Genomic DNA, 11964 nt, shown 5'->3' with positions numbered 1-11964 from the left:
GATGACAATGCAGTGACGCAACAAATCCGCCGCCGGCAGAAAGCGGCAGCGGACAGGAATTTGGGTTGTGGGAGCAACCTTCACTCCCACAGGAGTCCGGGCGTTGGCCCGGGCTCAGGTATTACTTCTTGGCGACGCTGCCGCCTTCCGACAGACCCAGGTCAGCCAGTGCCTTGGCGGCCACTTTGGCTGGCAACGGGATGTAGCCGTCCTTGACCACGACTTCCTGGCCTTGCTTGGACAGGATCAGCTTCACGAACTCGGCTTCCAGCGGGGCCAGAGGCTTGTTCGGTGCCTTGTTGACGTAAACGTAGAGGAAGCGCGACAGCGGGTACTTGCCGTTCAGGGCGTTTTCTTCGGTGTCTTCGATGAACTCGCCGCCTTCTTTCTTGGCCAGGGCAACGGTTTTCACGCTGGCGGTCTTGTAGCCGATACCCGAGTAGCCAACGCCGTTGAGCGAGCTACTGATCGACTGTACAACCGAGGCCGAGCCAGGCTGTTCATTGACGTTGGACTTGTAGTCACCTTTGCACAGGGCTTCTTCTTTGAAGTAGCCGTAGGTGCCGGATACCGAGTTACGACCGAACAACTGGACTGGCTTGTTGGCCAGGTCACCGGTCACGCCCAGGTCGCCCCAGGTCTTGACGTCGGCCTTGGCGCCGCACAGACGAGTAGAGGAGAAAATCGCATCAACCTGAGCCATGGTCAGGCCTTTGATCGGGTTGTCCTTGTGTACGAATACCGCCAGGGCGTCCACGGCAACCGGGATGGCGGTAGGCTTGTAACCGTATTTGGTTTCGAAAGCCTGCAGCTCGTTGTCCTTCATCTTGCGGCTCATCGGGCCCAGGTTGGAGGTGCCTTCGGTGAGCGCGGGTGGCGCGGTGGAAGAACCGGCGGCCTGAATCTGGATATTTACGTTCGGGTATTCCTTCTTGTAGTTCTCGGCCCACAAGGTCATCAGGTTGGCCAGGGTATCGGAGCCGACGCTGGACAGGTTGCCCGATACACCAGTGGTCTTGGTGTAGCTCGGGATCGCAGGATCAACAGCGGCAACCGCGTTGGCAGTCGCAACGCCAGCAGCGACAAAAGTCATTGCCGCCATCAAACGCTTCAGTTTCATGCCTTACTCCTAGCAGATAGGGTGTGTTAAGTCGGCCAAGTATCGGTAAGCCGTGTGAACACTCTATGGCTGAAATATGACAATTGGATGAAAGGCCAGTATCGAGTTTTACAAGATGATTCGCGCCGATAGAGACAGGTTGAAAACCCGCTCAATCCGTGGCGAGGGAGCTTGCTCCCGCTGGGCAGCGAGCGGCCCCAAGATCTTGCGGTCGCTGCGCAACCGAGCGGGAGCAAGCTCCCTCGCCACAATGGATCGCACCCGCCTTAAGTGAACAGTGCCATCTAGCGCCCTTTCTTCCAAAGGTAGCCGCCTACCACGATCCCGATCCCACAGATGGCCGCCACGTAATACGCCGGCCCCATCGGGCTCTCTTTCAACAGCAGGGTCACGATCATCGGCGTCAATCCGCCGAAGATTGCATAGGCCAGGTTGTAGGAGAACGACAAGCCGCTGAAACGCACCACGGCCGGGAAAGCATTGACCATGACATAAGGCACCGCGCCGATGGTACCCACCAGCAAGCCACTCAAGGCATACAGCGGGAACAGCCATTCGGGGTGATCGAACAGGCAGTGGTAGAAGGTCCAGAATGTGATCAACAGCAAACCGCTACCGAAGACAAATACCCGACCGGCACCAAAACGATCGGCCAGCACACCCGCACCGATGCAACCGAAACTCAGGCACACAATCGCCAGGCTATTGGCCTGCAACGCGGTGGTCGGACTGAAGTGGTAAACCGTCTGCAGCACGGTCGGTGTCATCAGGATCACCACAATGACGCCGGCCGACAATAGCCAGGTCAACAGCATGGAAATGGCGATGGCGCCGCGGTGATCACGCAGCACGGCCCGCAGCGGCACTTCCTCGGCCAGGGCCTTGCGCAGTTGCAGCTCGGCGAACACCGGGGTTTCGTGCAACCAGCGGCGCAGATACACCGAAAACAGCCCGAATACGCCACCCAGCAAGAACGGGATCCGCCAGGCGTAATCGGCCACCTCCACCGGTGTATAAAGGCTGTTGATCGCCGTGGCGACCAGCGAACCCAACAAAATCCCCGCCGTCAGGCCGCAGGTCAGCGTGCCGCAGGCATAGCCGATGTGGCGCACCGGAACGTGTTCGGAAACGAAGACCCAGGCGCCTGGCACTTCCCCGCCGATGGCCGCGCCCTGGATCACCCGCATCAGCAACAGCAGGATGGGCGCCCACATGCCGATCTGTGCATAAGTGGGCAGCAGGCCCATGATCAGGGTCGGCACGGCCATCATGAAAATGCTCAGGGTGAACATCTTCTTGCGCCCCAGCAGATCGCCAAAGTGGGCCATGACGATCCCGCCTAGCGGCCGGGCCAGGTAACCGGCGGCAAAAATGCCGAACGTCTGCATCAAGCGCAGCCACTCAGGCATTTCGGCAGGGAAGAACAATTTGCCGACCACGGTGGCAAAGAACACGAAAATGATGAAATCGTAGAACTCCAGCGCACCACCCAAGGCAGAAAGCGACAGGGTCTTGTAATCGTTGCGGGTCAATGGACGCGCGGGTTGTGCGGGCGTCGCCGTGCTCGAAGGCGCAGTGGTCATGGCAAGGGCTTCTCTTATAGTCGGTTCTGCAACCCTGGCAATACGGGTTGGGGGGCCTGGGCAGGTCCGGCACGATAGCAAATTGTTCGAAAAAGCACATAGAGGTGCGTATTTGATAGTCAAAATCAGAACCGAGTGGTCGTCTCGACGTCTATCGCCCGATATACTCGCAACCTTGCAGTACTCTGTAAGGGGTTGCTGTGCGAAAACGTCGTTGGTGGCGTAGTACCAGAACCAGCCGGTTTCGCAGAGTTTCCCTTTGGCACGCCTTTACGAAAAACGTGACGAACGCAGTATGTTCGGGCTGAATCGTTTTTTACAAAGACGGCTATTCACCTGAAGTACAAGACAGCGTTACGGGTCAGAGGCACCCCCTGCATGATAGAGCTCGAACAAGAAGATCCAATCCCGCAAGGCGACCTGGCCCTGCAAATCACCGCGCTCCCTCGCGAGACCAACGGCTTCGGCGATATTTTCGGCGGCTGGCTGGTGTCCCAGATGGACCTGGCCGGCACCGCCATGGCCAGCAAGGTAGCCGGCGGACGCGTGGCCACCGTGGCGATCGATCGCATGGCGTTCCTCGTACCGGTGGCAGTGGGGGCGCAGCTTTCCTTTTATACCCAGGCGCTGGAAATCGGCCGCAGCTCGATCCAGATGATGGTCGAGGTCTGGAGCGACGACCCGTTGTCCAGTGAATGGCGCAAGGTGACCGAGGCGGTGTTTGTCTTCGTCGCCATCGACGGCAGTGGTCGGACCCGTTCGGTTCCGCCGCGCGCCCGTTAAACACGGCGGCCGTTTTGCGGTCCATTGCAGTTCCTGTTCCCCGAGCGAGATTTGCAACATGCCTACGCCCAACGTCGAAGCCGTCAAACTGGATGAACTGAACGCCTGGCGCATCCGCCACGGTCAGGCCGAGTTGCTGGTGGCCCAACAAGGCGCGCATATCCTCAGCTATCAAGTGGACGGCCAGCCGCCGCTGATCTGGCTCAACGACGAGGCCACGTTCAAGGCCGGCAAGAGCATTCGCGCGGGCGTGCCGGTGTGCTGGCCGTGGTTCGGCAACCTGACGCGCAACCCCGACAGCGTACAGGCCATGCGCGTGACCAACGACCCGGCCACGGCCCACGGCCTGGTACGGGCGATGGATTGGGAATTGAAGGGCATCGAAGCCGAAGGCGAAAGCCTCAAGGTGGAATTCGTGCTGCCCTACCCCGAAAACGGCCTCTCGGGCTGGCCTCACCAGGTGGACCTGACGCTGACCATCGTGATGGACGAGCAACTGCACATCCGCCTCACCAGTCATAACCGTGGCAGCGAAACAGTCAGCCTCAGTCAGGCGCTGCACAGCTACTTCGCCGTGAGCGACGTGCGCAACGTGCAGGTCGAAGGGGTCGATGGCCTGAGCTACATCGAGACCCTGGACGACTGGAAAACCGTCACCCAGGCCGGCAACCTGCACTTTGCTGGCGAGACCGACCGCATCTATCTCGATACCCCACCAAAGCTGAGCATCATCGACCCGCAGTGGGAACGCCGGATCGAGCTGGCCAGCAGCGGTTCGCGCTCGGCGGTGATCTGGAACCCCTGGACCGAACGCGCCAAGGCCTTCAGCGACATGGCCGACGACGGCTGGCAGCACATGCTATGCATCGAGACGGCGAATGTGATGGACGATGTGGTGACGCTGTTGCCCGACGCCAGCCATACCCTTGGCGTGAGCATCTGCGGCAAGCCGCTCTAAACCACACCACAAAAACCAATGTGGGAGCTTGCTCGCTCCCACATTGGATCTTGGGTCGCGCCAACCAGCCGGTTACAAATCCGCCTCCTGCACCACCCTCACCTTCTCCGCATCCAGCGCATACGCCGCGCTGGCCAGGTCGTTGTCGACCTTTTCGATCTTCAGCGTGCCGGTCACCCACAACGGCGTATAGATGTCATCCAGCTTCAGGCCCTTGGGGTAGCGCACCAGCACCAGTTGATTCGGCGGTGGTGGCGGGACGTGAATGCAGGCGCCGGGGTAAGGCACCAGGAAAAACAGCGTGCTACGGCCCTTGGCGTCGGTTTCCAATGGCACGGGGTAACCGCCGATACGAATGTGCTTGTCGTTCATCGACGCCACGGTCTTGGTCGAATACATCACCGCCGGCAAGCCTTTACTTTGCTTCAGGCCACCTTTTTCGGTGAAGGTGCCGCTGGCTTCGGGGGAGTCGTGGTCGATCTCGGGCATGGCCTCGAGGGCTTTCTGGTCCGACTTGGGCATCAGTTCGAGCCAGTCGGTTTCCGGCAGCTCGGCAGCATGGGCCAGGCCACTGCCCAGTAGAAGAAGGGTCAACACTAGACGGCGCATGAAAGGGCTCGGCAATGAGTGGAAAGTGAAACGCCGAGCATTCTAGCCCCCTCTGCGCGCCAGGCAGAGAGGGCTTTATCGCATTTGAATCAGTTTCTTTTGATCAGGCCGTAGATCACCAGCAGCACCACCGCGCCCACCAGGGCACCGATGAAGCCAGCGCCTTGGCCAGCCTGGTAGATGCCCAAGGCCTGGCCGCCGTAAGTGGCTGCCAACGAACCGCCAATACCGAGCAGAATGGTCATGATCCAGCCCATGCTGTCATCGCCCGGTTTCAGGAACCGCGCCAGCAGGCCAACGATCAAGCCGATAAAGATGGTTCCGATGATTCCCATGGCATTGCCCTCTGATTGGATAGCTATGCCAAAGCCCGATCAGGCTTTGGCACTTAGCCATGAGAGAGGCTAGCCGACGAATGGTTCCACCGATGGCGCGGATTATTGCTCGGCGATCAGCGTCTCGACCTTGATGATCTGCTGGGCCAGCGTCGCCCGGTCCGCGCAACGCAGGTTGGCGTGACCGACCTTGCGCCCGGCCTTGAATGCCTTGCCATAGTGATGCAAATGGCAGTCAGCGATCGACAGGACTTTCTCGCTGTCCGGCACTTTGCCGATGAAGTTGAGCATCGCGCTCTCACCGACCTTGGCGGTCGACCCCAGTGGCAGCCCGGCCACCGCCCGCAGGTGGTTTTCGAACTGACTGCACTCGGCGCCTTCGGTGGTCCAGTGCCCGGAGTTGTGTACCCGAGGGGCGATTTCGTTGGCCTTGAGGCCACCGTCCACTTCAAAGAACTCGAATGCCATCACGCCGACATAATCGAGCTGCTTGAGCACCCGACTGGAATAGTCCTCGGCCAGGGCCTGCAACGGATGGTCGGTGCTGGCGACGGACAGCTTGAGGATGCCGTCCTTGTGAGTGTTGTGCACCAGCGGATAGAAACGGATCTCACCGTCACGGGCACGCACGGCGATCAGCGAGACTTCCCCGGTGAACGGCACGAAGCCTTCCAGCAGACAGGCCACGCTGCCAAGTTCAGCGAACGTACCGACCACGTCTTCAGGCTTGCGCAGGACTTTCTGGCCCTTGCCGTCGTAACCCAGGGTACGGGTCTTGAGCACGGCGGGCAGGCCGATGGCAGCGACGGCGGCGTCCAGGTCGGCCTGGGACTGAATGTCGGCAAAAGCCGGCGTGGGGATGCCCAGGTCCTTGAACATGTTCTTTTCGAACCAGCGGTCACGGGCGATCCGCAAGGCCTCGGCGCTCGGGTAGACCGGGACGAACTGGGACAGGAAGGCCACGGTCTCGGCCGGGACGCTTTCGAACTCGAAGGTCACCAGGTCGACTTCATCGGCCAGTTGGCGCAGGTGATCCTGGTCGCCGTAGTCGGCCCGCAGGTGCTCACCCAACGCGCTAGCACAGGCGTCCGGCGCCGGGTCCAGGAAAGCGAAGTTCATTCCCAGCGGCGTACCTGCCAGGGCCAACATGCGACCCAACTGGCCGCCACCGATTACACCGATCTTCATTCGTCAACAACCTCAGGCAATGCGTGGGTCTGGATTGTCCAGGACGCTGTCTGTCTGCTCAGCGCGGAATTTTTTCAGCACGGTATGAAATTGTGGATGCTTGGCGCCCAAAATGCTCGCCGACAGCAGGGCCGCGTTGATCGCACCAGCCTTGCCGATGGCCAGGGTCGCGACCGGGATGCCGGCTGGCATCTGCACGATCGACAGCAACGAATCGACGCCCGAAAGCATCGAAGACTGGACCGGCACGCCCAGCACCGGCAGATGAGTCTTGGCCGCACACATGCCTGGCAAATGGGCGGCGCCACCGGCACCGGCGATGATCACCTCGATGCCACGCGCCTCGGCCTCTTCGGCGTACTGGAACAGCAGGTCCGGGGTACGGTGGGCGGAGACCACTTTCACCTCGTAAGGGATGCCGAGCTTTTCCAGCATATCGGCGGTGTGGCTAAGGGTGGACCAATCGGACTTGGAGCCCATGATCACGCCAACCAGTGCACTCATCGTCGTGCCTCTTCTCTCTGGGCGCCCGCAGGCGCGTCAAAAAACAACAAGCCACGCAGGAAACCGGCGTGGCTTGTTGTACGAATTATGGCCGGGCGAACCGACCGAAGGCCGGGCAGTATACCGAAAATGGTGCGTTAAACGCACTTTCGCCGACCATCTGTCATTTGCGGTGAAGGGGCGGTTTTATTGACTCTCAGGTCAGCAGAGCAACGACGCAAATCCCCTGTGGGAGCGAGCAAGCCCACAGTTCGTTTTGGGTGTTCTCAAGATTTGCATACGCCACAGGGTAGTTGTCTGGCTTGATTGCGCTGTTGGTTACGGTGGCAAGGGTGGGCCCAAGTGCTGTTGAGTTGAGGTAGCCTCAAGCCCGCACCACAGGGGATCCGCGTTGTCTTCAGGATCCGGCCACACCCTGCGCCACGCCACCTTCGAGCTTGCGCCACAACAACCGCACATTGGCCTTGCGCACCAGGGCGCAGCGGTACAGGCGGATCTCCAGCGGCACGTGCCATTGTGTCCCACCGCAGATCACCAGTTCGCCCCGGGCCAGTTCGGCGCGTACGCTCAGGTGCGGCACCCAGGCGATGCCCAGGCCTTCCAGGGCCATGCTTTTGAGGCTGTCGGCCATGGCCGTCTCGTAGATGGTGGTGAACCGCAACGCCCGCTGGCGCAACAACTGGTTGACCGAGCGCCCGAGGAAGGCCCCGGCGCTGTAGGCCAGCAGCGGCACGCTGGCCTCGCCTTCAAGGTCGAACAGCGGCTTGCCATCGGCACCGGCGGCGCACACCGGCAGCATCTCGGTCTGGCCCAGGTGCAGCGACGGGAAGATTTCCGGGTCCATTTGCATGGCCGAATCCGGATCGTAGAAGGCCAGCATCAGGTCGCAGCCCCCTTCACGCAAGGCATGGACGGCATCGCCGACGTTGGTCGCCACCAGCCGCGTGGCGATGTTCATCCCTTCGTTGCGCAGTTGGGCGATCCAACGCGGGAAGAAGCCCAGCGCCAGGGAGTGGGCGGCGGCCACTTGTATGACTTCGCCCTGCCCGCCCTCCAGGTGATGCAAATGGCGCAACACTTCACCCAGTTGCTCGACCACCGTACGCGCCGTCACCAGGAACAACTGCCCCGCCGCCGTCAGCTCGACAGGCGTGCGCGAACGGTTGACCAGGGTCAGCCCCAGCGCCGCCTCGAGGCTGCGGATTCGCCGGCTGAAGGCCGGTTGCGTCACGAAACGCCGCTCGGCCGCCTGGGAGAAACTGCGAGTAGCGGCCAGGGCACTGAAGTCCTCAAGCCATTTGCTTTCAAGATTCATCACGCCTCCCTTAAACGCACCAAAACAGGTCACACGTTCGTCGCACCGCCGACGTCACACCGACATTATGCCGAATATGCATAGGCCAGTGCTTAACAGCATTGGCCCTATTTTTTTCGAGAGCCTAGGATTCGCAGCGTTCCGGCTCAGACCGGGTCCTTATCGAGATGATTTCCATCATGTCCTCCGCTGCATCATTCCGCACAGAAAAAGACCTGCTTGGCGTACTCGAAGTACCAGCGCAAGCGTATTACGGCATCCAGACCCTGCGAGCGGTAAACAACTTCCGTCTCTCTGGCGTCCCGATCTCGCATTACCCTAAGCTGGTGGTCGGCCTGGCCATGGTCAAACAGGCCGCCGCTGACGCCAACCGCGAACTGGGCCAGCTCAGCGAAGCCAAGCACGCAGCCATCAGTGAAGCCTGTGCACGATTGATCCGCGGCGACTTCCACGAAGAATTCGTGGTGGACATGATCCAGGGCGGCGCCGGCACGTCGACCAACATGAATGCCAACGAAGTCATCGCCAACATCGCACTGGAGGCCATGGGCCACCAGAAAGGCGAGTACCAGTACCTGCACCCCAACAACGACGTGAACATGGCGCAGTCCACCAACGACGCCTACCCGACCGCGATCCGCCTGGGTCTGCTGCTGGGCCACGACGCGTTGCTGGCCAGCCTCGACAGCCTGATCCAGGCGTTCGCGGCCAAAGGTGAAGAATTCAGCCACGTCCTGAAAATGGGCCGCACCCAGCTGCAAGACGCCGTGCCGATGACCCTCGGCCAGGAATTCCGCGCCTTCGCCACCACCCTGAGCGAAGACCTGGCACGCCTGAAAACCCTGGCGCCTGAACTGCTCACCGAAGTGAACCTGGGCGGCACCGCCATCGGCACCGGCATCAACGCCGACCCGCGCTACCAGGCCCTGGCCGTGCAGCGCCTGGCAACCATCAGCGGCCAGCCGCTGGTTCCGGCTGCCGACCTGATCGAAGCAACTTCCGACATGGGCGCCTTCGTGCTGTTCTCCGGCATGCTCAAGCGCACCGCGGTCAAGCTGTCGAAGATCTGCAACGACCTGCGCCTGCTGTCCAGCGGCCCGCGCACCGGCATCAACGAAATCAACCTGCCGGCCCGCCAGCCAGGCAGCTCGATCATGCCCGGCAAGGTCAACCCGGTGATCCCGGAAGCGGTCAACCAGGTGGCATTCCAGATCATCGGCAACGACCTGGCCCTGACCATCGCGGCCGAAGGCGGCCAACTGCAACTGAACGTGATGGAGCCGCTGATCGCCTTCAAGATCTTCGACTCGATCCGCCTGCTGCAACGGGCCATGGACATGCTGCGCGAGCACTGCATCGTCGGCATCACCGCCAACGAAGCGCGCTGCCGTGAACTGGTCGAGCATTCGATCGGCCTGGTCACCGCCCTGAACCCGTACATCGGCTATGAAAACGCCACCCGCATCGCCCGTGTTGCCCTGGAAAGTGGCCGCGGCGTGCTGGAACTGGTGCGCGAAGAAGGCTTGCTCGACGACGCCATGCTCGACGACATCCTGCGCCCGGAAAACATGATTGCTCCGCGTCTGGTCCCGCTCAAAGCGTGATCGACACGACCACCGCTCACCAGGTCGAGGGACTAGACACCTCTCACCTTTTGAGGGCTTGGGGATCTTCCCCAAGCCCTTTTTTTAATTGATAGCAGCAAAGGATGACTGAACCTGTGGGAAGGAACCTACTCGCGATAAACGACGACGCGCTGCCCGTTGTAAACCGCGTCGCCAGCCAACGCGAGCAGGCTCGTTCCCACAAGAACCTGACCGAAAGGCCAGGTGTTTCAAAGGGTTCGTTTCGTCGGACGCACCACAACTGTGCAGACGGGCACCGCACTGATAGGTATAGTGCCGCCCCTCTTCGCATGAGCGGTCGTCTGCAGCGAGATCCTTAAACATGCGAAAACCGAACTAATAACAAACCCGCGAAAATGGACCGGGACGAAACATCGCCTCACCTGTTGTGCCGCGCGCCGACCGATGTAACGCGATATTTCCAAATGGCCAGCATTTGCTTAAACAAAAAACAGCGAGGAATACTCATGCTTGAAGTCATCAACGACTTCCTCTCAGGGAAAGTGCTGATCGTGCTCATTGTCGGGCTCGGAAGCTACTTCACGATCCGCTCGCGTTTCGTCCAGTTCCGTCATTTCTTTCATATGTTCACGGTGTTCCGTGACAGCCTGAAAAGCAGCACTGACCAGCTCAGTTCCTTCCAGGCCCTGATGCTCAGCCTGGCCGGTCGTGTCGGCGCGGGCAACATCGCCGGTGTCGGTATCGCCGTGACCCTCGGCGGTCCTGGTGCGGTGTTCTGGATGTGGGTGACCGCGCTGGTCGGCATGTCCAGCAGCTTCTTCGAATGCTCCCTCGGCCAGCTCTACAAGCGCTGCGACTCCGAAGGCCAGTTCCGCGGCGGCCCGTCCTATTACATCCAGCACGGCCTGCAGAAGCGCTGGTTGGGCATGATCATGGCGTTCCTGCTGCTGGTTACCTTCGGCTTCGCCTTCAACGGCCTGCAAGCCCATGCCGTCACCCACTCGCTGAACAACGCCTTCGGTTTCGACACCACCTACACCGGCCTGGGCCTGGCGGTGCTGCTGGGCCTGGTGTTCATTGGCGGGATCAAGCGTATCGCCAAGGTCGCCGACCTGCTGGTACCGGTCAAGACCCTGGCGTACATCGCCGTGACCATCTACGTGATCGTGCTGCAATTCGACCACGTACCGGCCATGCTGGCGACTATCGTCAAGAGCGCCTTCGGCCTGGACCAGGCCTTTGGCGGCCTGATCGGCAGTGCCATCGTCATGGGCGTCAAGCGTGGCGTGTTCGCCAACGAAGCCGGCCTGGGCAGTGCGCCTAACGTCGCTGCTGTCGCGTCGGTCGAACACCCGGTTGCCCAGGGTGTGGTACAGGCGTTCAGCGTGTTCCTGGACACCTTCGTGATCTGCACCTGCACCGCGCTGCTGATCCTGCTGTCGGGCTTCTACACCCCAGGTTTCGAAGGCGATGGCATTGCCCTGACCCAGAACTCCCTGGCGGCCGTCGTGGGTGACTGGGGCCGGATGTTCATCTCTGTAGCCCTGGCGCTGTTCGTCTTCACCTCGATCCTCTACAACTACTATCTGGGCGAGAACAACCTGCGCTTCATGCTGGGTGAAAACCGCAAGGCCCTGATCGCCTACCGCGCACTGGTCCTGGTCCTGATTTTCTGGGGCGCCATCGAAAACCTCAGCACCGTGTTCGCCTTCGCCGACATCACCATGACCCTGCTGGCGTTCGTGAACCTGATCGCGCTGTTCCTGCTGTTCAAGGTCGGCATGCGCATCCTGCGTGACTACGATGACCAGCGTTCGGCCGGCATCAAGACTCCTGTGTTCGATTCCAGCAAGTTCCCGGACCTGGATCTGGACCGCAAGGCTTGGCCTGCCAGCCCCTCGGCGCCGGTTGCCAAACCTGACGCCGCTGTTGCTGGCGCGACCGCAGCGCAACGCTGATCGGTAAAAGCTGTTTGTAAAAACC

Annotated in this window: 11 protein-coding genes; 4 read left to right on the top strand and 7 right to left on the bottom strand. The window is 60.9% G+C overall.

All coding sequences use genetic code 11. The features are described from left to right. Positions 1-121: 121 nt before the first annotated feature. Complete coding sequence (locus tag V7773_RS22035; RefSeq protein WP_063323550.1) at positions 122-1120, bottom strand: phosphate ABC transporter substrate-binding protein PstS family protein; 999 nt, start codon at positions 1118-1120, stop codon at positions 122-124. A gap of 284 nt (positions 1121-1404) precedes the next feature. Further along, positions 1405-2703, bottom strand: a complete 1299-nt coding sequence (locus tag V7773_RS22030) for an MFS transporter (RefSeq protein ID WP_092150652.1) — start codon at positions 2701-2703, stop codon at positions 1405-1407. 378 nt (positions 2704-3081) lie between these two features. On the opposite strand from V7773_RS22030, the gene V7773_RS22025 reads away from it, so the two are divergent. Together V7773_RS22025 and V7773_RS22020 are read left to right on the top strand one after the other, a co-directional pair. Then, positions 3082-3486 (top strand): acyl-CoA thioesterase, encoded by a 405-nt coding sequence (locus tag V7773_RS22025; RefSeq protein WP_003177184.1) that lies wholly within the window; start codon positions 3082-3084, stop codon positions 3484-3486. Between the two features lie 58 nt (positions 3487-3544). Beyond that, positions 3545-4444 carry a D-hexose-6-phosphate mutarotase gene (locus tag V7773_RS22020; RefSeq protein ID WP_092150649.1) on the top strand — a complete coding sequence of 300 codons (900 nt, stop codon included), beginning with the start codon at positions 3545-3547 and terminating at the stop codon, positions 4442-4444. 72 nt (positions 4445-4516) lie between these two features. Here the strand turns inward: V7773_RS22020 and V7773_RS22015 are convergent, their stop codons facing one another. From V7773_RS22015 to V7773_RS21995, 5 genes are all read right to left on the bottom strand, one after another. Continuing rightward, the gene (locus V7773_RS22015; RefSeq protein WP_063323553.1) at positions 4517-5053 is read right to left on the bottom strand and encodes a DUF3299 domain-containing protein; all 537 of its coding nucleotides are present in this window, start codon (positions 5051-5053) and stop codon (positions 4517-4519) included. An 89-nt stretch (positions 5054-5142) separates the two neighbouring features. Continuing rightward, positions 5143-5388: a GlsB/YeaQ/YmgE family stress response membrane protein gene (locus V7773_RS22010; RefSeq protein WP_003196372.1), complete on the bottom strand. Its 246-nt coding sequence runs from the start codon at positions 5386-5388 to the stop codon at positions 5143-5145. A gap of 102 nt (positions 5389-5490) precedes the next feature. Further along, a complete protein-coding gene (locus V7773_RS22005) occupies positions 5491-6576 on the bottom strand; it encodes a 5-(carboxyamino)imidazole ribonucleotide synthase (protein ID WP_063323554.1) in 1086 nt (361 codons plus the stop codon). A 12-nt stretch (positions 6577-6588) separates the two neighbouring features. Next, positions 6589-7080 carry a 5-(carboxyamino)imidazole ribonucleotide mutase gene (gene purE / locus V7773_RS22000; protein WP_003196369.1) on the bottom strand — a complete coding sequence of 164 codons (492 nt, stop codon included), beginning with the start codon at positions 7078-7080 and terminating at the stop codon, positions 6589-6591. A gap of 397 nt (positions 7081-7477) precedes the next feature. Beyond that, positions 7478-8395, bottom strand: coding sequence for a LysR substrate-binding domain-containing protein (locus V7773_RS21995; protein ID WP_072347566.1), 918 nt, complete (start codon positions 8393-8395; stop codon positions 7478-7480). Positions 8396-8574: 179 nt separating this feature from the next. Between V7773_RS21995 and aspA the strand changes: the two genes are divergently transcribed. Then, entirely contained in the window at positions 8575-9999 is a 1425-nt protein-coding gene (gene aspA / locus V7773_RS21990; protein ID WP_003196363.1) for an aspartate ammonia-lyase, read from the top strand. 488 nt (positions 10000-10487) lie between these two features. Continuing rightward, positions 10488-11939 (top strand): alanine/glycine:cation symporter family protein, encoded by a 1452-nt coding sequence (locus tag V7773_RS21985; protein WP_063323556.1) that lies wholly within the window; start codon positions 10488-10490, stop codon positions 11937-11939. Positions 11940-11964: the final 25 nt, after the last annotated feature.

This window comes from Pseudomonas sp. 3JA, assembly GCF_036961705.1.
Taxonomy (GTDB): Bacteria; Pseudomonadota; Gammaproteobacteria; order Pseudomonadales; family Pseudomonadaceae; genus Aquipseudomonas; species Aquipseudomonas fluorescens_Q.
Note: the sequence above shows the minus strand (reverse complement) of the source record. Positions and strands in the feature narration are given on the sequence as shown.